Source organism: Kitasatospora sp. NPDC049285 (assembly GCF_040678815.1).
In the GTDB taxonomy this organism is placed as follows: Bacteria; Actinomycetota; Actinomycetes; order Streptomycetales; family Streptomycetaceae; genus Kitasatospora.
The window spans coordinates 1-21542 of the sequence record NZ_JBFAQR010000044.1 but is presented as its reverse complement, the minus strand read 5'-3'; the positions used below and the strand labels follow the sequence as shown (position 1 = coordinate 21542).

Sequence of the window (21542 nt, the reverse complement as noted above, 5' to 3'; positions counted from 1 at the left end):
CGGGGCGAGCCGCCAGCATCCCGGCATGCCGATTCAGTCCACCCTCGCCAAGGCCGAAGCCGATCTGCGCGCCGGTCGGACACCCGTCGCCCGGCAGCGCCTGCGCAGCCTGGTGAACAGCTGTCCGACCGAGCTGGTGGCCCGTCGGCGGCTGGCCGAGGTGTACCGGCTGTACGGCGAACCGTCCCAGGCCGGGCGGTGGAACTACCTGGAGGAGGACGCCGACCCGGCCGAGACCGCCGCGTTCGAGGCCCGCTACCCCGATCCACTGGACCGGATGGCCGCCCTCGCCTGGCGCGGTCACGAACGCCACGCCGCCACCGAGCACGCCCGCGCCCGGCTCGCCGCCCTCCGCGAGACGGCCGGCGACCGGCTCGGCCGACCGGTCCACTGGCACGAGCTCGACGCCGCGCGGCCTTCCGACACCAGCAGCCACGACGACGGGACCGCCGGCTGCGTACTCCTCGTCGTCGCCGCCGTGGTGGTGGCGTTCCTCGCCGTCGTCGGCGCGGTGACCGCCGTCGGCTGGATGCTCTGACCACGCGGGACGTCTCACTGCTCCGGGCGTCGGCCCGGCTGTCGGCCCCGTGGGGAAACCGGGTTGACCTGCGGGTGGGGCGGCGGAGAGCATCCGGGCATGTCGATTCAGTCCACTCTCGCCAGGGCCGGTGCCGAGCTGCGTGCCGGGGAGTCCGGTCAGGCCAGGCGGCGGATCCGCGGGCTGGTGTCCAGCTACCCGGACGACCTGACGGTGCGTCACCGGCTGGCGGAGGCCTACCGGGAGTCGATGCTGCTCGACGAGGCCGGGCGGTGGAACTACCTCGACGAGACGTTCGACCTCGCCGAGCTCGACGGCTTCGAGCGCCGCTACCACACCCCGGCCCGCCGCCTGGCGGCGCTGCGCTGGCCCGACCCGGCGAGCAACCCGCCCGCCACGCCGATCGCACGGCGCCGGCTCGCCGCGCTGTACCGCGAGGCGACCGGCCTGGCACCGACCTGGCCGGACCACCCCGAGGACGCGCAGACGACCAGGTCCCCCGTCCCGCTGCCCACTCGGCCGCGGCCGCCCCGCCCGCTGGCCGCCCGGCCTGTCCCCCTCCGCAAGCACCTCCCGCCGCCGCCCACCGAACCGGTCTCGATGGCCGTGGGCGCCTTCCGCCTGACCCTGCTGCTCGCCGCGTCCGTCCTCCTGATCGCGCTGGTGTACCGCTAGCGCGTGGCGTCCGGATCACGTCGGACAGCGGGCGTCTCCCCCAGCCCCAAGGGGGGCCGTCGGCGACTGACGAGAAGCCGTCGAGGTGCGTGCCCCGGCGGCGACCGCCCGGCGTGATCCGAAAGCCACGCCCTACGCCCGCGCCGGCGGCTCCTCGTGGAGCGCCCGCAGGTATTCCGGGTGCTGTTCGCCGAGGGCGGCGGCCAGTGCCGCGAGTGGCTCGGCCGCCTCCGATCCCGCGGCGAGGGCGGCGAGGTGACGGAGGATCAGCGTGTCGGGGTGGTCCGCACCGATGGTGGCCGGCGCGGCGGCGAGCGCGGGCGCGGCGATCTGGGCCACCTGCTCGGGGTGCCCGGTAGCGAGCGCGACCCGGGCCAGCACGGTGGCCGCCTGGACGGCGGTCGGATGCCCCGGAGTGCCGGCGGCGAGCGCCGCGGCCCGGACGGGTCCGGCGAGTTCGGCCGCCTCCGCGGGCTGCCCGTCGGCGACCAGCGCGGCGGCCAGGCCGACGGTGATGCTCTCACCGTCCGGGTGGCCCGGACCGTGCACGGTGAGCGAGTCCTGGTGGGCCCGCCGCAGGTGCCGGACGGCGTCAGCGGTGCGGCCGGCTCGGCGGTAGCTGGCCCCGAGGTTGCCGCGGGCCCAGATGGTGTTGGGGTTCTGTGGGCCGTAGACGCGTTCGCGCCGCGCCAGCACGTCCTCCTCCATCGCCATGGCCGCATCGAGGAGACCGGCGCGCGACCGCGAGCCCGCCAGGTTGCCGGTCAGCAGCAGGACCCGGGGATCGTCCGGCCCGAGCGCCGCGAGCCGGGCGGCCTGGACCGGTTCCATCAGGGCCGCGGCTTCGGCGAAGCGGCCCGAACGGTGCGTGGCCGCGGCGAGGTCGGCGCGGGCGGTGAGGCTGTCCGGGTGGTCCGGCCCCGCCAGCCGCTCGCGGATGCCGAGCAGTTCCTGCTGGAGCGTGAGCGCCTCGCCGGTCCGGCCGAGCTTCCCGAGGAACACCGCGACGTTGCCGAGAGCCGTCAGCGTGTCCCTCGCTTCCGGTCCCAGCCGGGCGGCCCTCTCCGCCGCGACCTGCCGCATCAGTGTGAGCGCGTCGCCGACGCGTCCCGCTTCGTCGAGCACCAGACCGAGGTCGAGCCGCAGGTCGGACCGGGGCCCCGCGTCCTCGACGTTCGCGTCCGCCCGGGCCACCACGTCCTGCAGTTCGGCCACCGCCTCCGCGTGCCGTCCGTCCTCGCTCAGTTCGCGGGCATGGGCGCTGCGGTCCTGCAGGACGGACAGGTGGTCGGGGCCGAGGACCTCGGCGCCGAGTTCCGCGTTCCTGGCGTGCAGTTCGGCGGCGGTGCGGAAGTGGCCGAGGGCGGACAGGCTGTGCGCGAGGTTGTTGCGGATCAGCCTGGTGTCGGGGTGCGCGGGGCCGAGCGCCGCTTCCCGCACCCGTAGGACACGCTTCTCGGTGGCGATCGCCTCGTCCACCCGATCCGCCTGCCAGAGGTGCACCGCCAGGCCGACGTCGGAGGTGAGCGTGTCGGGGTGTTCCGGGCCGAGCACCTCGCGCCGGACCTCGGCGACCTCGCGGCCGAGCGCGAGTGCCTCGTCGAACTCGCCCGCCCCGTGCAGGGCGGCCGCCAGGTTCGCCTTCGCGGTGAGCGTGTCGGGACGGCGGGGACCGCCCGACTCGGTCCGCCGGTCCACCACGTCCCGGCCGATCTCGATCGCCTCGGCGGTACGGCCGATCCCGCTCAGCGCGACCGCCAGGTTGCCCCGCGCGGTGATCGCGGCGGGCGACAGCGGTCCGCTCACCCGCTCGTGGGTCCGGGCGATCGCCTCGGTCACCGCGAGCGACTGCTCGACCAGACCGGCCGCGTACAGGACCGCGCCGAGGTTGCCCGCGGCCTTCATGCTCTGCGGGTGGGCCTCCCCGTAACGCTCCGACATGCCCGTCAAGGTGGTGTGGGCGAGTTCGACCGCTCGGGCGGGTTCGCCCGCCTCGGCCAGCATGTTGCCGAGGTCGCCGCGGGCGAGCAGGGTGGTCGGGTGGTCGGGGCCGAACGCGGACTCGGCGTCCGCGAGGGACTGTTCCTGGACGGCGACCGCCTCGGATGCCCGGCCGGCGTCCCGCAGGCTCCGGGCCAGCCCGGTGCGCAGCGCCGCGAGCGTGGGATCGCCCGGCGTCGTCCGCTCCACCAGTGACCGGGCCAGGTCGAGCGCCTCCTGGTGCCGGCCCAGGCCGGACAGGGCCGCGCTGAGGTTCGACCACGCGGCCTTCGTGACCGGATGGTCCTCGCCCAGCACCCGGGCCGCGTCGACGGCGACGCCGGTGACCTCGTCCGCCGCCTGCGCGACGCGTCCGCCCAGCTGGAGGGCGAACGCCGCGTTCAGGCGGCTGCGCAGCGTGTCGGGATGGGCGAGACCGAGCGTCTGCGCCTGGACCTCCAGGGCGGCGCGGCCCTCCGCGAGGGCGTCTTGGGTCCGCCCGCCACGGGCCAGGACGCTCGCCAGGGACTGACGCGCCGTCAGGGTGTCGGGATGTGCGGGGCCGAGCAGCTCGGTGCGCAGCCGGACGACCTCGACCAGTTCCTCCGCGGCCTCCCGGTCGCGGCCCGACCTCGACCGGGTCACCGCCAGGTTGTGCCGCACCGTCAAGGTGTCCGGGTGGCCGTCGCCGCGCTGGGCGGCCAGGGCCTCGCGCACCTCCCGCAGGGTCTTCTCCGCCTCGGCCAGCTCACCGGCGAGGTTCCTGGCCAGGGCGAGGTTGGCCTGCGCGGCCAGGGTGTCCGGGTGGATCGGGCCGAGGACGGCGGTGCGCTGTTCCAGGGTGCGCTCCAGCACCGGCAGGGCCTCGGCGTGCCGGCCCGCGGCGGTCAGGGCCGTGGCCAGCACGGTGGCGCTGTGCAGCGCGGTCGGGTGCTCCTCCCCCAGCGCATCGGCGGCAGCCGTCCGCCCGGCCACCGAGGCCTCCAGCGCCTCGGCCAACCGACCGAGCGCGAGCAGTGCCGTGGCGACGACCAACCGCGCGACGTGCACCGCCTCGTGCCGGTCGCCCAGCACGGCTGCCAGGGCGGCTTCCACCGCCGTCCCCTGCTCCAGGGCCGCGGCCGGCTGCCCGCTGCGCAGCGCGGCGATGGCGACGGCGAGCCGCGCTCCCGCGGTCTCCGGATGGTCGGGGCCGTGCAGCTGCGTCCGGCGCTCCAGCAGGTGGGTGGCCGCCTGGTGGGCGGCCCGGGCGTCGCCGGTGCGGAGCAGGCCGGTCATCAACGCCGCTCCCTCCAGCCGCAGTTCGCCGCTCCGGTCGAGGAGGTCGGAGATGCTCGACCGGTCCAGGATCGCCTGCTCGTGCTCGGCCGCCAGCTGCAGCCGCCCGCAGGCGCGTTCGGCGTCGGCGGCGGCCAGCCGGGCCGCGAGGGCCACGCGGTCGTCCGGACCCAGCGCGGTCGCCGTGTCGCGGACCAGCTCGCGGGCCAGCGCCGCGGCCTGCTCGTACCGGCCGGCGGCGAGGTGGGCTTCGACCACGACCAGCCGCGCGGAGAGGTACGGCTCGGAGTCCTGGCCTGCCGTGCGCAGTGCGCGCCCGGCCGCGTCCTCGGCGAGGGCCAGACCGCGGAGGTGGTCTCCGGCGGAGACCAGCGTCTCGGCCCGACCGGAGAGGGCCGCGACGGTCTCGGGCGCGTCCGGTCCGAGCCTGCGCTCGGTGGTCTCGGCGTGCTGTTCCCAGAGGTCCGCCGCGTCACGGAGCAGTCCGGCGGCAGCCGTGCTGCGGGCGTGGCGGGTGAGCAGCCGGGGGCCGTCCGGGGCGTCGTACAGCAGGTCGCCCAGGTGGCGGTGCAGGGCGCGCGTGTTGGCCCGCAGGACCTCCTCCCACCCGGCGTCGGTGTAGTCGAACTCGGGCCACAGGCCGAGCAGGGCGGTGGCCGCGCAGGCGGTCTGTGCGGCGAGCTCCGCGGGCGGCGTGTCGTCGCGGGCGGCCCGCGCGGTGAGCGCGTGCAGTTGGACGGCCCGTGGCTCGGCGCGCCGCTCGTGCGTGATCAGCCCGTACTCGTGCAGCACCCGCAGCGCCGCGTCGCCGATGCCGCGGCGGCCCGACCGGCGCTGTTCCTGCGCACCCTGACGGACCAGCAACTCCCTCACCTCCGACGCCTTCCAGAGGCGTTCGGGGTGCCCGGCCGGGTCGTAGCAGGAGGCGAGCCGCAAGGCCGGGATCGCGGCGCCCTCAGGGTGTTGGCGCTGCGCCGTTTTCAGGGCGAGCAGCAGGGCGGCGGTGACACCGGGTCGGCCGTCCACGTGGCGGGGGGTCAGCGCCTCGTCCAGGGTCGCGGACTGCTCCCGCAGGTCGTCCAGGTACTCGTCGGCGGTCAGTTCGTCGTGCGCCATCATCGCTGCGGCGTAGCCCATGGCCAGCGGCAAGTGCCCGAGCTCCTCGGCGAGTTCGGCCAGCTTGGGGGTGTGCTCGTCCGCCGCCAGGTAGGCGGTCGCCGGACGGGCGCGCAGGCGTCCGCGCAGCAGGGCGAGCGACTCGTCCGGCCCGAAGGTCCCGAGTGGCACCACCGCGCCGAACGCCCCGTCGGCGTCGGCCCCGCGCCGCCGCGTGGTCGCGACGACCTGCCGGTCCCCGGCCGTGCTGTGCGGCAGCCGGTCGGCCAGGGTCTCCGGGTCGGCCAGGTTGTCCAGGACGATCAGCGCGGACGGGCCGGGAGTACGGAACCACTCCAGGAAGAGCGTCTCCTGGCGGTCGAGGTCGCGGTCGTTCGGGTCGACCAGGTTCAGCTTCCGCGCGGCCTCGGCGTAGGCGGTGGTGAGCGAGGGCCCGTCCGTGGCGTCCGCCCACAGCACGAACCGGCTGGCGCCGCTGTCCAGCGCGTGCTGCGCGTGGGCGGCGACCAGCTGTGACTTGCCGACCCCGCCGGGGCCGCTGAGCAGCACGGACCGGTGCTCCGCCAGCGCCTGCGCCAGTTCCTCGGCGGCGGCGGTGCGCGGCTGGGCGGCCGCGTCCGCGGCGGGCGGAAGTCCGACGGTGAGCGGCCAGGAGACAGGCGGGGGCGGCGCGGCGTGGTAGTTGAACGTCTGGATCGACCCGGCGGCGACGCCACCGTCGACGGCGCCCACCGTCACCTCGCCCATCCACAGCGCGGCGACCGCACCGTCCGACGCCGTGACGGTCGCGTCACCGGCGACGACCAGCCCGTCCCGTCGATGCTCCTCGGTGCCCGCCATCCGCCCCCCTCAAAGCGATGTGACTGCGCGTCAGACCCTAGCCGGGCCGCAGGTGCCACCGCGCCGGAACGCGCCTACCGGTACTCCCGGACGTGGACGCCCTTGGACCGCCACGGCTCGGGGATCCCGGGCGCCTCGGCCAGGGCCTCCAGCCACTCCAACTGCCCGACGAAGTACGTCCAGTAGGGCGTCGGTCCGGCCCCGCGATCGCCGCTGTGGAAGCGGTCGAAGGTGAGGATCGGCCCGTCGGTGCCACGCTTGCCGTGGCCGTAGAGCATGACCCGGACCGAGTCGTCGATCCGCTCCATCGCGAAGCTGCACGGGAAGTCGTACAGGTGGATCCGCAGGTCCCCGCCGTCCGCGGCGGCCGCGTCGGCGAGCGGGCGCAGCACCTCGCGTTCGTACCGGTCGGGGTCGCCCCGTTCGGCGTCCGCGGGCTCGACCCGGTAGCGGTCCCGCCGCGAGGCGCAGTACGGGTCCATGGCGTAGATCCGGATCGGCACCTCGTGCGACTTGGCGAGGAACAGCGGCATCAGCTCCGCCGACGCGTAGAAGTTCCGGGTGAGGCCGAACATGTCGATCCGCTGCCGGGCGCCGCGGATCCGGTCGACGAGGTCGGCCTTCGAGTCCTCCCCGGTCGCCGGGAAGACGCCTGCCAGTGCGGCCGGTACGAGGAAGTCCGCCATGGGCTCCAGCCTAGGGCCGCCTGACGGATCGTCACTTCAGGGTGCCGCGCAGCGCGGTGATCCGGTCGACGGAGGCGGTGAAGGCGTCGCGGTTGAGCCGGCCGGCGGAGAGCGCGGTGGCGAGGGCGGCGGCGGCCTGGTCGCCCTGGGCGACGTCGCGGGCGGAGCAGAGCAGCAGGTCGGAGCCGGCCGAGGCGGCGGCCAGGGCGCGGTCGGCGGTGGAACCGACGGGGGCGAGGGCCTGGGCCTCGATGGCGTCGGTGATGGTGACGCCGGTGAAGTGGAGGCGGCCGCGCAGCTCGTCCTGGATGGCGACGGAGGACATCCCGGCGGGGACGCCGGGGTGCAGCGCGGGGTAGATCGCCCAGGAGAGCATCACCAGGCGGACCCCGGCGGCGACGGCGTCCTGGTAGGGGCGTTCGTCGACGGCGCGCAGCCGGTCGAGGGCGACCGGGAGGGTGACGGGTTCCTCGTCGGTGTTGGCACCGGCGGGGGCGGTTCCCAGGCCCGGGAAGTGTTTGGCGGTGGCGGCGACGCCGGCGCCCTGCTGGGCGCGGATGAAGGCGGAGCCGAGCCGCCCGACGGTGGCGGGGTCGTTGCTGTAGGAGCGCTGCAGGCTGTCGGCGAAGTCGCCGGGGGTCCGGAAGACGTCGAGGACCGGCGCCAGGTTGGTGTTCAGCCCGTACCCGGTGAGGTTCGCGGCCGCGGCGCCGCCGGTGCGGGTGGCCGCGGCGACCGGATCGGCGGAGAGCCCCACCTGGCGGGCCGACTCGACGGGCGCGCCGGGCAGCCGGCGGACCTTGCCGCCCTCCTGGTCGGTCATCAGCAGCAGCGGCTGGGCGACCGGGCTCTCCCGCTGGGCCTGCCGGAGCTGGTCGACGGCGCCGCGCAGCACCGACGGGTCGGCGCCGACGTTCTCGGCGAAGAAGATCACCCCGGCGACGCGTCCGGCCCGGATCCGGTCCAGCAGGGCGGCGGGCGGGACGGTGCCGGGGTAGGAGTAGACGATCCGCTGCCCGGCCAGCTGCTCCGGCGTCCACTTGGAGCCGGGCGACGGGGACGGGCTGGCGGAGGGCGTCGGGGTGGCGGGCTGGGTGGTGGTCACCGCGGTGCTCCCGCTGGGCTCGGCGCTCGCGCTGCTGGTCGCGGGCGCGGACGGGGACGGGCTGGCCGGGGCGGACCCGGCGCCCGCCCCCGACCCGGACGACCCGCAGCCGGTGAGCAGCACCAGGCCCAGCGCGAGCACGCCCACCGACCGCAACGACAGCGACATACCTTCAGATAAGCACGCGTACCGGTCCAGGACCAGCACCGTCACCGGCCGCCGCGCCCCCGTTGCTCCGAACCGGCACGCCCCCTGAGCTGCCGTCAGCCATCAGGCGTCAGCCATCGGCCGTCATCCGCCGGCCCGGCAACCGGCAACCGGCAACCGGCAACCGGCAAGCCTGAGCCGCCGTCAGCCCAGCAGGCCGGGCAGCTCGGCGACGGAGGCCAGCACGTGGGTGGCGCCGTCGGCGCGCAGCCGGGCCTCGTCGTGGGCGCCGGTGAGCACGCCGGCCACCACCAGGGCCCCGGCCCGGGTGCCGGTGAGCATGTCGTAGCCGGTGTCGCCGGCCACCGCGACCTGCCGGACCGAGTCGGTGCCGGTGCGCAGCAGGGCGGTGAGGGCGAGGTCCGGGTAGGGGCGGCCGCGGCCGGCGTCGGCGGGGCAGAGCGTCAGGTCGGCGATGTCCTGCCAGCCGAGGGCCGCGAGGATGCGGTCCTGGGTGGAGCGGGAGAAGCCGGTGGTGAGGACCACCTTGCGGCCCTGGGCGCGCAGTTCGGCGATGGCGTCGGCGGCGCCGGGCAGCGGCTCGCAGCGGCCCTCGTCGACCAGGTCGTGGTAGGCGGCCTCGAAGGCGAGGTTGGCCTGCTGGGCGCGGTCCTCGTCGCCGAACAGGTGCCGGAAGACGGAGATCTTGGACTCGCCCATGGTGGCGCGGACGTGCTCCAGCATGGTGGCGTGCTCGGCGGTGCCGGCCTCGACGCCCTGCGAGCGGGCGGCGGAGGTGAAGGCGAGTTCGACCAGGCCGTCGTCGGCGACGGTGGTGCCGGCCATGTCGAGCACCACCAGGGTGACATCAAGCTTGCTCATGTGATGATCCAACTGTCTCGGTGGGAAATGAGGTTGACGCGGCGTCGGCGGCGATCGGCGGACTCAGAGGCCGATCTGGTCCGCGGTGGTCTCGGCGATGGCCGGCGAGCAGGTCATGCCGCGCCCGCCGGGGCCGGTGACCAGCCACGCGCCGTCGGCGACCTGCTGGCGGTGCACCACCCGGGTGGTGTCGACGCACTGGGCGTAGACGCCGGCCCAGCGGCGGCGGATCCTCGGCAGCGGCCGGCCGAGCAGCTCCTCGGCGACGCCGGCCAGGTGCTCGTACGGGTCCTCGTCCACGTCGAAGGCGAACGGGTGGTCGTACTCGTGGGTGTCACCGATCGTCAGGCCGCCGTCCTGGCGCTGGACCATCAGCAGCTGCATCTTGTGCTCGGCGGCGGTCGGCGGCTGCGGCTGCGCGGCGCGCAGCGCCTCCAGTTCGGGGCCGGCGAAGGCCGGGTAGTAGCGGAAGCTGTCGCCGTCGGCGACCGAGGTGGTCAGTACGTCGCCCAGCGGGTCGGTCTGCATCATCTGCAACCGGACCTTGCGCACCGGCAGTTCGGGGGCGAGCTCGCGGACCAGGCCGCCGAGCCAGGCACCGGTGCAGAGGATCACCAGGTCGCCCTCGTGCAGCTGGCCGTGGTCGTCGCGGACGGCGGAGGCGCCGACCAGGTCGCGCACCTCGCGGCCGGGCAGGAAGGTGTAGCGGCCGCTGGCCTCCAGCGCGGCGCGCAGCGCGGGCTGCGCGACCCGGGGCTCGACGGCGGCGTCCCGGGTGCACTGCAGGCCGCCGAGGAAGCGGCCGCGCAGCGCCGGGTTGGCGTCCCGCACCTCGGCGGCGCTGAGCATCCGGTAGCCCCGCTCGGCGGCGTCGGGGAGCTTCAACGCGGCCTCGGCGACCGCGAGTTCGGCCTCCGTACGGGCCAGCGTGAGCGAGCCGTTGGGCCGGAAGTACAGGCCGGGGACACGGGCCCCGATCTGCTCCCACAGCTCGCGGGCGCGCAGCGCGGTTGCCAGTTCCTCGCCAGCGGCGCGGCCGCTGACCCAGACCAGGCCGAAGTTGCGGACGGAGGCGCCGCGCGCCTCGGCCTCGCGCTCCAGGTGGACGACCTCGTGACCGCGCTCGACGGCCTGCCAGGCGTGCATGCTGCCGAGCACGCCTGCTCCTACGACGATGACTCTCATGCGGACAGCCTCGGGCGGCAAGGTGGCCGCAGGTCGTCCGACTCACGACGCGCAGGTGAACCGACCGCAAGAGTTGTCCATACAACCTGGAGCCGATGGCCCGTCGTCCGGCACCCGGAGGGCCGCGGTGCCGCAGGTCAGCGCACCACCCGGGCGTGCAGGTAGTTGCGGCGCCCGAACTGCGGCTCGTCCACCGCGGTCAGCTCCTCCACCTGGAATCGGTACAGCGAGGCCGCGCCCCGGCCCTCCAGGAACTGCGCCCGCACCTCGGGGTCGCGGGCGAAGTCGGGGTAACGCGCCTGGTAGGCGGCGAGCGCCGCCTCGGCCTGCAGGCCCCACGCCTCGCCCGCGCCGCCGGTCAGCTGGACGCCGCGCAGCTGCTCGCCGAAGACCGGCGGCGGCAGGAAGACGGTCGCGGCGGCCCGGGCCTCCTCGGCGAGGTGAAGGCTGTGCCGGGTGGAGCGCTCGCTGACGAAGTACAGCACCAGGTCGGCGTCGTACGCGAAGAAGGCCAGGTTGGCGTGCGGCCCGCGCTCGTGCCCAGCGGTGGCCAGGGTCAGCACCATGCTCTCCGCGAGGATGCCCTCCACCCCCTTCCCGAGCTCCTCCGCGGGCCAGTCCCCCTGGATGACATCGAGTCGGTACGGCATGGCGCATCCCTCCGCAGTGCTGCAGAAACACCGAGCCGGGCGGGGCGTTCGGCCCGGCCCGGCTCACATGCTCTCCCCGTGCGGCGCGACGGCACAAGAGGCCGTCACGCCCGCGTCGATCAGCCCAACCTGGTCCCGAGCACGGGCGCCAGCCGGCTCGCCCGCAGCCGGTCGACCAGCGGCGCGGCGCGTCCGGCGAGCAGCGCGAGCGGGATCGCCACCAGCACCCCGACCAGTGCGCCGACCGCCACGTCGTGCGGGTAGTGCACGCCCACCCAGACCCGGGAGGCGCCCATCAGCACGGCGGCGAGGCCCGCGATCCAGCCCAGCCGGCGGTCGGCGAACCAGAGCGCGGTGGCGGCGGCGAAGGCGATCACCGTGTGGTTGCTGGGGAACGACCAGTCGCCCGCCCCCGGACAGGCCTCAAGGGTGGCGCCGACCGCCAGCTGCCGGCAGGGGCGCACCTCCTCGACGACCCCCTTCAGCGCCGAGTTGGCGACGTACGCGGCGACCACGATCAGCGGCGAGGCGAGCACCCGCGCCATCACCACCGAGTCGGCGCTGCGGGCCTTCCACCAGCCGGCCACCATCAGCACCGCGAACACCGCGAGGCCGAGCGCCGACCAGATCCTGATCGCCTGGTCCAGCCAGGAGGGCGCGGCCTCGGCCCACCCGAGCACCCGGGTGTAGAGGCCGCCGTCGAGGCCGCTGCCGTCGTAGGCGAGCAGGCGGGACGGGGGATGAACAAGTGGTGCCATGGGGACAACATCTACCAGACCGGGCGTGCGATACAGCTCACTCCCGGCCGCGATCGCGGGGGACAGAGGCAAGGTTGGCGGACCTCCCGTTACGTTTGGGGGTGTCCGGACGGGGCACCCCCGGGACGTCTACAGTGATGTAGACGTCGACAGGACTGTAGACGAACGCCGGAGGAACGCGCGACATGACGGACTCACCCGCCCGTCGCCCCGCGGGGGGACTGGAAGCCCAGGTACTGGCCGCCCTGTGGGCCGCCGGCGAACCGCTCACCCCGCAGCAGGTGCAGGCCGCGATCGGCGCGGAGCTGGCCCGCACCACCGTCGCCACGATCCTGGCCAGGCTGCACGAGAAGGGCACCGTCGCCCGCACCAAGGCCGGCCGCGCCTTCGCCTACACGCCGACCGTCCAGGACGCCGACGGCCTCGCCGCCCGCCGGATGCGCACCGAACTCGACCGCGGCCGCGACCGCTCCACCGTGCTCGCCCGCTTCGTCTCCGACCTCACCAGCGAGGACGAGCGGCTGCTGCGCGACCTGCTCGGGGAGCAGCCGTGACCCTCGCCGTCTGGGCCCCGCTGCTGCTGCCGCTGCTCGCCGTCCCGCTCGCCCGGCGGGTCGCCGAGCTGCTCGCCCCGCGCGCCGCCGCCCTCACGCTGGCCGTCACCGCGGTCGCCCTCGGCACCGCCTCGCTCGCCTCGCTCGGCCTGCTCACCCTGACCGGCCTGCTCCACCTGCCCTACCCGGCCGCCCTGGCCCGCCTCTCCCCCGCCCACTGGCACCCCGCGGCGATCCCGCACACCGCCGCCGCGGCCGCGCTCGCCCTGCTCGCCATCACCGGCCTCGCCGTCCGCACCGCGCACCGCCAGCGCCGCGACCTGCGCCGCGCCCGCCGGGCCCTCGGCGACGCGCCGCCGGCACCGCCCGCCACCCGCCTGCGCGAACTGACCCGCCGAACCGCCGCCCTGCTGCGCCGCGCCACGGGCCGGCCGGACGCTGACGCACCGTCAGCCCGCCGCGGCGTCCGGCCCCGCCCGCTCGGCCGACTGCTCCGCGCCCCGGCCCGCCGGCCCGACCCGGCCGGCTTCCCGCTGGCCGTGCTGCCCGACCACACCGCCGACGCCTACGCGCTGCCCGGCCGGCCGCCGCGGATCGTCGCCACCGCCGGGATGCTCGCCGCGCTGAGCGGACCCGAGCGGGCCGCGCTGCTCGCCCACGAGCGCGCCCACCTGGCCGGGCGCCACCACGTCCTGCTGGCCGCCGCGGAGTACGCCGCCGCCTGCCATCCGGCGCTGCGCCCGCTGCGCGGGGCGCTCGGCTACCACCTGGAGCGCTGGGCCGACGAGTGCGCCGCCGCCGAGGTCGGCGACCGCGCGCTGACCGCCCGGGCGATCGGCCGCGCCGCGCTCGCCGCCTCCGCCGCCCCGGGCCGCACCCGCCCGGGCCTGGCCCCCGCCGCCCACACCGGACCCGTCCCGCGCCGGGTGCTGGCCCTGCTCTCCCCGCGTCCCGCGCACCGGCCCACCACCCGCACCCTCGGCGCGCTCGCCCTGGCCACCTGCCTCGCCCTGGCCGCCACCACCGCCGTGGAGGCCACCCACGACCTCCACCAGGAGGTCGAGATCGCCCAGGGCGACCAGCCGGCCGGCCGCTGAGTCCGTCCCGGCCACGGCCTCCGCGCGGGCACCGGAACGCCTGACACCACGTCAGACCGTGACCGGCGCACCACCCGGCGCACACGGCGGCGCACACCGAAAACCGACCAGTGTGCACCACCGCTCCAGCAGGGACGATTCTTTTCCGCCGACCCGGCGTGTCCCGGCCGCGCGGCCTTACCCTGGCAGCGCACGAGAGGTGACGGGGACGGGGGCGCGGCATGCAGCGGGGAACCCGACGGCTAGGCGTCCGCCGGCCGCTGGTCACGGGCACTCTGGCCCGGGCGTACGAACGGACCATGGCCGGTGAGACGGCGCTGGTCCGGCCGGAGATCGAGGACTCCTGGGCGCGGCTGCGCCGGCTCGGCCTGGACCCGGAGCGCGGCCGCAGCGCGCATCGCGTCGCACCGGCCGAACTGGAGCAGCTGCGCCGGGAGAACGGTCTGGACCAGGTGCTGCCGGCGCTGCGCTCCACGCTGTTCATGCCGGGCGACACCGCCCCGATCGTGCTGGCGGTCGCCGACCCGAAGAGCCGGATCCTGTGGATGGACGGCGAGCGACGGCTCAAGCGCGAGGTCGACGCGATCGGCTTCGAGCAGGGCGCGCAGTGGTCCGAGGACGAGGTGGGCACCAACGGCATCGGCCTGGCCGCCCGGATCGCCCGCCCCGCCCAGGTGCACTCCGCCGAGCACTACCTGCGCAGCCACCACGGCTGGACGTGCGTCGGGGTGCCGATCCGCGACCCGCGCACCGGCCGGGTGGCCGGGGTGATCGACCTGAGCGGACCGGCCACCGGCGACAACCCGTACCTGCGCCAACTCACGCTGACCGCCGGCCGGTTGGCCGAGACCGAACTGCGGGCCCGGCACCTGGAGGCGCTGCACCGGCTGCGCACCGTCGCGGTGCCGCTGCTGGCCCGCTTCCGCGGCCCGGCCCTGGTGGTGGACGGCGCGGGCTGGACCGCCGCCGCGGTCGGGCTGCCCGCGACGCCCCGCCTCGCCCTGCCGCCGGAGACCTGGGGCACCGCCGCCACTCACTGGGTGCCCACGCTCGGCGAGTGCGCGGTCGAACCGCTCGCCGAGGGCTGGCTGATCCGCCCGACCGGCACCGGCGCCGCCGAACTCTCCGAGCAGGCGGAGGCCGCCGTCCTCGAACTCGACCTGCGGGCCCCCGACCGCCCCGAGCTGCGGGTCCGCGGCGCGGCCGGGGGCTGGTCGCACAGCCCGAGCCCCCGGCACACCGAACTCCTGCTGCTGCTCTCACTGCACCGGGACGGGCTGAGCGCCGCCGACCTCGCCGAGGCGCTCTTCGACGACTACACCCGCACGGTCACCATCCGGGCCGAACTCTCCCGGCTCAGACGCCACTTGGGCGGCCTGTTGGAGGCCCGCCCGTACCGGCTGTCGACCGCCGCCGAGATCACCGTGCTCGGCCCCGACGACCCCGCCGACCTGCTGCCCGGCTCGGCCGCCCCCGCCGTCCGCGAACTGCGCGCCGAACTCGCCTGCGGCGCCCTGCGGCTACCCGACCGGCGCGGCCCGCGCGAACCGGCCTGATTCCGCAGGTACCGGCAAAGCGCTCAGCCGTCGGCCAGCAGCTCGGCCAACTCCTCGTCACTGGGCAGCAGTTCGGCCTCCGTGGCCTCCGGAACCAGCGCGTAGGTGCGTTCCAGCCAGTCCCGCACCTGCGGCCGCGAGGCCTCCAGCAGCGCGCTGCCGTGCGGGGACTCCAGCGCCAGATGCAGGGTCGATCCGTGGCAGGGGCAGTACGCGGGCCACAGCTTGATGTCCCCCTGGCCGCTCAGCGACTCCATTCCGTCGCGCAGCAGTTCACGGGAGAAGACCCAGTCCGCCTCGTCGGGACGGCCCAGGTGGAAGGTCAGCCGCACCTCGTACGGCCGCTCGGCGGCGTACCGGAACAGGGTGCGCACCTCCCCCACCAGGTCCTGGTCCAGTGCGATCCGCAGCACCAGGACCTCTTCGACCAGCGACGGGGGCGCGGTGGTCCCGTCCGGGTCGCCGCCCGTGGGGGTAGCGGCGAGCGGTTGGTTGGAGGCGGCGGACAGCGGGTCGCACGGCATGACGATCTCTCCGAAGCGGCTGGGTTCCTGGCCCAGCCTGCTGCACGGCCCAGGTCACCGCAACGGTTGCAGGGGGTTGCAGCGGCCGTTCGGACTGGCCTATTCCGTCCATCGGGAGCCGCCAACTCCCCGCCACGGCAAGGAACTCGAAATCAGACATCGGTTTCGTCACAGATCTGGCGGTCCGTCAGACCGCTGGTAATCTCGACCCTCCCGCCCCGCGCCGAACCCGCGAACCGGGCGGAAGGCGTGGAACCACACCAGGAAGGGGAGAGCCCGGTGGCGCTCCGCGAGCACTCCCGGTCGGCCGCCACCGGCCGCGGAGGACGACACGGCCGCGCGCGGCCCTTCGGCGGGCGGCTGCGGCTGCCCACCATCCGGTTCTCCGGCGCCGCGATGGCGATGTCCACCGTGGTCGGCATCAGCCTGGCCACCACCTGGCTTCTGAGCGAGCAGCAGCAGGTCGGCCGCCGCCCCGGCGTCAGCGTCGGCGGTCCGCCGGTGCCCAGCCCGGACGCCTCCGAGCCCGCCCCCGCGCCGAGCACCACGGCCGGCCAGGGCCCGGGGCCGACGCCCGACACGGACGCCGACGGGCAGCAGCCGACGTCCGCCACGACCCCGTCCACCCGCCCGAGTGCCACCCCGACCCGGTCGAGCGCCCGCCCGGCCACCGCCGCCGGCAGCACCGCTCCGGCCACCCCGGTGGCCGCGGTCCGCCCCTCGGTGAGCCCGACCGCCGCCACCACCAGCCCCAGCCCGTCCGCCTCCCCGTCGGCCCCGCCCTCGCTGCGCCCCACCGCGTCGCCCGCGCCGCCGCACACGCTCACCGGCGAGGCCCGGATCGACTCGCTGGGCCGCACCGGCACCCGGCACACCGTGCAGCTCGAACTCGCCGAACCGATGACCGCGTTACTCGTCGAGTTCCGCCTGCAGCGCCCCACCGCCCTGCCGGGCACCACCCCCGGGACCGACCTCCCCGGCGCCCTGACCACCATCTCGCTCGACCGGGACACCCTGATCTACCGGTTCGCCACCCCGCCCGGCCTCACCCTCGCCGCCGGCACCTACACCTTCACCGTCACCGGCGCGCTCCCCGCCCCCACCGCCGCCGCCCCCGAATCCTGGACGGCCTCCGCCTTCGCCCTCCCCACCACCCGCGCCCTCACCGCTCGCGGCACCTTCTGACCCGCGGCCCGGCCGCCCCCGAACACGCCGGAGGCGCCCGGCAGTTGCCCGCCGGACGCCTCCTGATCCCACGTGTCCTGCGCTTGACGACTCCTGCCGGCTAGCCGGCGAACGCGGCCCGCACGGCCCGGGTCCGGCGCAGGTCGTCGGTCGCGTCGTTCAGGGTCCGGCGCAGGGACGGCGTCAGACCGGGCTCGGCGAGGGCGGCCTCAGCGGCGGTGACGGTGGCGTCGTCGGCCTGCGCGTTCGGGAAGAGGACGCGCCCGAGCAACCTGGCGACCATGTCGCCGCGACCGTTCGCCTCGCCGATCCGGGCGAAGAACTCCCGCGCGTAGTCGGCCTGGAGGGACTCCTCGCCAGAGCGCCAGAAGCCCTCGGCGGCGGCCTCGACCAGGTGGTTGGAGAGCGCGTCGGGCGTGAACAGCGCCTGCCACGCGGCGGCCTTCGCCGCCGGGTCGGGCAGCGCGGCGCGGGCCCGGGCGGCGCCGGTCTCCGCCTCGCTGCCGGGGTCGCGGGCCAGCTCCGCCGCGATCTCCGGCTCGCCGGCCGCGCCGACCGACGCCAGCCGGACGATCGCCGCCCAGCGCACCTCGGGGCTCAGGTGCAGGCCCCGCGGCACCCCGTCGCCCGCCAACCAGCCGCGCAGCTCGGCGAGTTCGGTGTCCGTCCCGGCGCTGTCCGCCGCGGCCCGGAGCGCCGCGACCCGGACGTCCTCGCTCCGGTCGTCCGCCAGCAGGACCCGCGCGGTGCGGCTCACCGCAGCGAGCGCCGCGGCCCGCTCCGCGGGAGCGGCGTACCGGCCGACCACCCCGGCGCGCGCGAAGGTGAGCACCGTCTGGACGATCACCACCGACTCCTCGGCCGGGAGGTGACGCTCCATCAGCTCCAGGTAGGCGCTCGGCGCCAGCTCGGCGTCGCGCACCAGGTCACGGGCGTGCTCCCAGAGCACCGCCCGGGTGACCTCGTCGGCGAGCGTGGACAGCGACTCGCCGACGATCCGCCAGGAGTGCTCGTCCAGGCGGACCTTCGCCCAGGTGAGGTCGCCGTCGTTGGGGACGACCAGCTCGGCTCCGGCCTCCACCAGGTCGGGGACGGCGACCCGGCGACCCGGTCCGACCTCGATCGCGGCCCGGCCGGCGGGCACCAGGCGCGCGCCGTCCCGGCGGTAGCCGCCGACCTCGATCAGGTGCGGGCGGCTGCCCTCGTTCACCACGTGCAGCGAGGCCAGGGCGCCGCCGGCGGTCCGCTCGGCCTCCACCCGGAGGGTGTCGACGCCGCTGGTGCGCAGCCAGGACTCCGCCCAGGCGTGCACGTCGCGGCCGCTGCTGGCGGCCAACGCGGCCAGGAAGTCCGGGAGTTCGGCGTTGCCGTAGCGGTGCTCGGCGAAGTAGGCGTTGATCCCGGCGAAGAAGGCGTCGTCACCGAGCCAGGCGACCAGCTGGCGCAGCGCGGAGGCGCCCTTGGCGTACGAGATGCCGTCGAAGTTGACCATGGCCTCGGCGACCGAGCGGGTCCCGTTGCCGGCCACCGGGTGGGTGGAGTCGCGCTGGTCGGCGTCGTAGCCCCAACCCTTGCGCTGGACGGCGAAGCTGGTCCAGGTGCCGGTGAAGCGGGTGGCCTCGCCGGCGACCCGGTAGCCGAGCATCTCGGCGAAGGACTCGTTCAGCCACAGGTCGTCCCACCAGCGCATGGTGACCAGGTCGCCGAACCACATGTGCGCCATCTCGTGGCAGATCACCATGGCGCGGCGCTCCCGGTCGGCCTCGGTGGCCTGGGAGCGGAACAGCATCTCGTCGCGGAAGACCACGCAGCCGGGGTTCTCCATCGCGCCCCAGTTGAACTCGGGGACGAACGCCTGGTGGTACTCGCCGAACGGGTAGCGCTCGTCGAACAGTTCGTGCAGCCGGTCCAGCGAGGCGGCCGTCACCTCGAACAACTCCGCGGCCTCGCGGTCGAGTTCGGCGGCCAGCGAGCGGCGGGCGTGCAGGCCGAGCGGGATGCCGTCGTGCTCGCCGAACACCGAGTGCAGCGGACCGGCCACCACCGTGAACAGGTAGGTGGAGATCGGCTTGGTCGCGGCGAACTCCCAGTGCCCGTCCGCGGCCTTCACCCGGGCGCCGTTGGCGACCAGGGTCCACTCCTCGGGCGCGGTGGCGGTGAGGGTGATCGGGGCCTTCAGGTCGGGCTGGTCGAAGCAGGCGAAGACCTTGGCGGCCAGGTCGGGCCCGCAGGTGGCGTACAGGTAGACCGCGCCGTCGGCGGGATCGGTGTAGCGGTGCAGGCCCTCGCCGGTGCGCGAGTAGCGCATCTCGGCCTCGATCAGCAGCTCGTTCTCGGCCCGCAGCTCCGGCAGCGCGAGCCGGTTGCCGTCCAGGGCGGCGACGTCCAGCGCGCGGCCGTTGAGGACGGCGCGGTGCAGGACGGCCGGTTCGAGGTCGACGAAGCTGTCGGTGCCGGGCTCGGCGCACCCGAACCGGATCACGGAGGTGCTGCCGAACCGCTCCGCGCCACGCGTCAGGTCGAGGTCGACGGTGTAGCCGCGGACCTCCAGCAGGCGGGCACGGTCAGTTGCTTCGGATCGTTGCAGTGCTGGCATGACCGCATGCTCGCCGAGCCTGCCCGAACCGGGCAAGCGCCTTCGCCGGGAATCGCCGGGGTTCCGCTTGCGGCGAACCTCCGGTGGAGCGGCGACTTGGCTAGGGTGGGGTGCGCCGAGTCGAGGAGGAGCACGTGTCTGTTCTGAGCCAGGGCGGGAACGCACCGCTGGGCGCGCCCCGAGTGGTCGTGGAGGTCACCGCGCCCAAGCGGCTGGACGTCTCCGGACTGCTGCTCACCGAGTCCGGAAAGGTCCGCTCGGACGCCGACTTCGTCTTCTTCAACTCCCCGCACGGCCCCGGCGTCACGCACCGCCCGGCGACCGGCGGCGCGCCCGACGCGATCACCGTCGACACCGCGGCCGTCCCCGCCGACATCAGCCGGATCGTGGTCACCGCCTCCCTCGACGACCAGCAGGCCACCTTCGCCGGGACGGAGCCGACCGCCACCGTCCGGGACGCCGACTCCGGCCGCGAGCTCTTCACCTTCACCCCGCCGCGCCTCGGCCGGGAGACCGCCCTGGTGGTGGTCGAGGTCTACCGGCGCGGCATCGAGTGGAAGATCCGCGCCGTCGGCCAGGGCTACGCCAACGGCCTGGCGGGCATCGCCACCGACTTCGGCGTCGCGGTCGACGACGGTGCGTCAACTGCCGCCGCCGCGGCCCCTGCCGCCCCCTCGGTCCCCGCCACGCCCCCGCCGGCGCCGCCGGCGCCCCCGGCGGCCCCGCCGATGCCGCCCGCCATGCCCACCGCTGGGGTGCCCGCCGCCCCGCCGCCGATGCCGTCCGGCTCGCCCGCCGTCGGCAAGATCACCCTCGACAAGGGCCGGGTCAACCTGGTCAAGGGCGGCTCGGTCTCACTGGAGAAGGCCGGGAAGCCGTTCCTCGCCTCGGTCCGGATGGGTCTCGGCTGGGAGCCCGCCGGCCGCGGCCGCAACATCGACCTGGACGCCTCGGTCATCGCCTTCGACGCCCAACGCGGCAAGATCGACACCGCCTGGTTCATGAAGCTGTCCCTCTTCGACGGCGCCATCGCCCACTCCGGCGACAACCTCACCGGCAAGGGCGAGGGCGACGACGAGGCGATCACCGTCCACCTGGGCGGCCTGCCGGCCGAGGTCTGCGGCCTGGTCTTCGTGGTCAACTCCTTCTCCGGCCAGAAGTTCACCGACGTCAAGAACGCCTACTGCCGCCTCCTCGACGCCTCCACCGGCGAGGAGCTCGTCCGCTTCGACCTCACCCACGCGGAGGCCCGCACCGGCGTCGCCATGTGCAAGCTGGTCCGCCAGTTCTCCGGCGAGTGGGTGATGACCGCGCTCGGCGAGTACGTCGACGCCAAGACCGCCCGCAGCATGGTCAAGCCCGCGGCCGCGATGCTCTGACCCCCCGCAAATCCCGCCGCAACCGCCGACCGTTCGACTACCGTCTCCCCCGTCGATGATTGAACCCACTTGCTGGGCACCGTCGTTCACGGGGGACTGTGGTGAGCAACCAGATCGTCAAGGCGCTGGAGGACGGGGCGCAGCGGCTGGGCAAGACCTTGGTGGAGGACGCCGGGAAGGCGTTGAAGAACTTCTACCGGCATGCGGGCGACAACCTGAAGAAGGTCGCCAAGAACGTCCGGGACATCGAGGAGAAGCACGCCAAGGACCTCGAGAAGATCTTCAAGGGCGAGGGCAAGGGCCTGAACCACCCCCGCTCCGGCGGCGGTGGTCACGGCCGGCGCGGTGGCTCGCATCCGAAGGGCCGCGGCCGCGAGCAGGTGAAGTCGCCGCGGACCGAAGGCCGTGAGCACGTCTCACGCAAGTGCCCGGGTGAGCCCGTCGACATCGCGACGGGCCGGATGTTCATCGACCAGACGGATGTGAACCTGCCCGGTTCGCTGCCACTGCTGTTCACCCGGAACTTCGAGTCCGGGTACCGGGCGGGCCGGTGGATGGGCGCGCACTGGATCTGCAGCTTCGACGAGCGCCTGGAACTCGACGAGGACGGCGTGGTCCACCTGCGCCCCGACCGCATCACCCAGGCCTACCCGCTGCCCGAGCCCGGCGACCCGGTATACGCCTCGGCCGGATCCCGCCACGAACTCGCCCTGCACGACGGCCTGTTCACCGTCACCGACCCCGCCACCGGCCTGGTGAAGACCTTCACGCCCACCCCCGACGGCACGGAGGCCCTGCTCACCGAGGTCCG

17 protein-coding genes are annotated in these 21542 nt (G+C 75.2%); 8 read left to right on the top strand and 9 right to left on the bottom strand.

Annotation, left to right across the window (positions count from 1 at the left end; translation table 11 throughout):
* The first annotated feature begins 25 nt into the window (after positions 1-25).
* Positions 26-538 (top strand): DUF6584 family protein, encoded by a 513-nt coding sequence (locus AB0K51_RS24485; protein ID WP_363459006.1) that lies wholly within the window; start codon positions 26-28, stop codon positions 536-538.
* A gap of 99 nt (positions 539-637) precedes the next feature.
* Positions 638-1213 carry a DUF6584 family protein gene (locus AB0K51_RS24480; protein ID WP_363459004.1) on the top strand — a complete coding sequence of 192 codons (576 nt, stop codon included), beginning with the start codon at positions 638-640 and terminating at the stop codon, positions 1211-1213.
* A gap of 132 nt (positions 1214-1345) precedes the next feature.
* Here the strand turns inward: AB0K51_RS24480 and AB0K51_RS24475 are convergent, their stop codons facing one another.
* The 7 genes from AB0K51_RS24475 to AB0K51_RS24445 all read right to left on the bottom strand — a co-directional run bounded on the left by AB0K51_RS24475 (position 1346) and on the right by AB0K51_RS24445 (position 11840).
* Positions 1346-6427 (bottom strand): tetratricopeptide repeat protein, encoded by a 5082-nt coding sequence (locus AB0K51_RS24475; protein ID WP_363459002.1) that lies wholly within the window; start codon positions 6425-6427, stop codon positions 1346-1348.
* Positions 6428-6501: 74 nt separating this feature from the next.
* A complete protein-coding gene (locus AB0K51_RS24470) occupies positions 6502-7113 on the bottom strand; it encodes a hypothetical protein (RefSeq protein ID WP_363459000.1) in 612 nt (203 codons plus the stop codon).
* Between the two features lie 31 nt (positions 7114-7144).
* Entirely contained in the window at positions 7145-8386 is a 1242-nt protein-coding gene (locus tag AB0K51_RS24465) for a glycoside hydrolase family 3 N-terminal domain-containing protein (RefSeq protein WP_363458999.1), read from the bottom strand.
* Between the two features lie 183 nt (positions 8387-8569).
* The gene (locus AB0K51_RS24460; protein ID WP_363458997.1) at positions 8570-9247 is read right to left on the bottom strand and encodes a phosphonatase-like hydrolase; all 678 of its coding nucleotides are present in this window, start codon (positions 9245-9247) and stop codon (positions 8570-8572) included.
* Positions 9248-9310: 63 nt separating this feature from the next.
* Positions 9311-10432, bottom strand: a complete 1122-nt coding sequence (locus AB0K51_RS24455; RefSeq protein ID WP_363458995.1) for a TIGR03364 family FAD-dependent oxidoreductase — start codon at positions 10430-10432, stop codon at positions 9311-9313.
* A gap of 137 nt (positions 10433-10569) precedes the next feature.
* Positions 10570-11082, bottom strand: coding sequence for a pyridoxamine 5'-phosphate oxidase family protein (locus AB0K51_RS24450; protein WP_363458994.1), 513 nt, complete (start codon positions 11080-11082; stop codon positions 10570-10572).
* A 119-nt stretch (positions 11083-11201) separates the two neighbouring features.
* Positions 11202-11840 carry a phosphatase PAP2 family protein gene (locus AB0K51_RS24445; RefSeq protein ID WP_363458992.1) on the bottom strand — a complete coding sequence of 213 codons (639 nt, stop codon included), beginning with the start codon at positions 11838-11840 and terminating at the stop codon, positions 11202-11204.
* A gap of 185 nt (positions 11841-12025) precedes the next feature.
* On the opposite strand from AB0K51_RS24445, the gene AB0K51_RS24440 reads away from it, so the two are divergent.
* From AB0K51_RS24440 to AB0K51_RS24430, 3 genes are all read left to right on the top strand, one after another.
* Positions 12026-12394: a BlaI/MecI/CopY family transcriptional regulator gene (locus AB0K51_RS24440; protein WP_363458990.1), complete on the top strand. Its 369-nt coding sequence runs from the start codon at positions 12026-12028 to the stop codon at positions 12392-12394.
* A complete protein-coding gene (locus AB0K51_RS24435; RefSeq protein ID WP_363458988.1) occupies positions 12391-13491 on the top strand; it encodes a M56 family metallopeptidase in 1101 nt (366 codons plus the stop codon). Before AB0K51_RS24440 ends, AB0K51_RS24435 begins: the two co-directional genes overlap by 4 nt.
* A gap of 299 nt (positions 13492-13790) precedes the next feature.
* Positions 13791-15047: a transcriptional regulator gene (locus AB0K51_RS24430; protein ID WP_363458987.1), complete on the top strand. Its 1257-nt coding sequence runs from the start codon at positions 13791-13793 to the stop codon at positions 15045-15047.
* A 23-nt stretch (positions 15048-15070) separates the two neighbouring features.
* Here AB0K51_RS24430 and AB0K51_RS24425 read toward each other — a convergent pair whose 3' ends face one another.
* On the bottom strand, positions 15071-15571 hold the full coding sequence (locus AB0K51_RS24425) for an SsgA family sporulation/cell division regulator (protein WP_363458985.1): 501 nt from the start codon (positions 15569-15571) through the stop codon (positions 15071-15073).
* Positions 15572-15850: 279 nt separating this feature from the next.
* On the opposite strand from AB0K51_RS24425, the gene AB0K51_RS24420 reads away from it, so the two are divergent.
* Positions 15851-16756, top strand: a complete 906-nt coding sequence (locus tag AB0K51_RS24420; protein ID WP_363458983.1) for a hypothetical protein — start codon at positions 15851-15853, stop codon at positions 16754-16756.
* A gap of 100 nt (positions 16757-16856) precedes the next feature.
* Here the strand turns inward: AB0K51_RS24420 and pepN are convergent, their stop codons facing one another.
* Positions 16857-19352 (bottom strand): aminopeptidase N, encoded by a 2496-nt coding sequence (gene pepN, locus AB0K51_RS24415; protein WP_363458982.1) that lies wholly within the window; start codon positions 19350-19352, stop codon positions 16857-16859.
* Positions 19353-19495: 143 nt separating this feature from the next.
* Between pepN and AB0K51_RS24410 the strand changes: the two genes are divergently transcribed.
* Positions 19496-20731, top strand: coding sequence for a TerD family protein (locus tag AB0K51_RS24410; RefSeq protein ID WP_363459082.1), 1236 nt, complete (start codon positions 19496-19498; stop codon positions 20729-20731).
* Positions 20732-20832: 101 nt separating this feature from the next.
* A partial coding sequence (locus AB0K51_RS24405) for a DUF6531 domain-containing protein (protein WP_363458980.1) occupies positions 20833-21542 on the top strand: 710 nt, incomplete at its 3' end.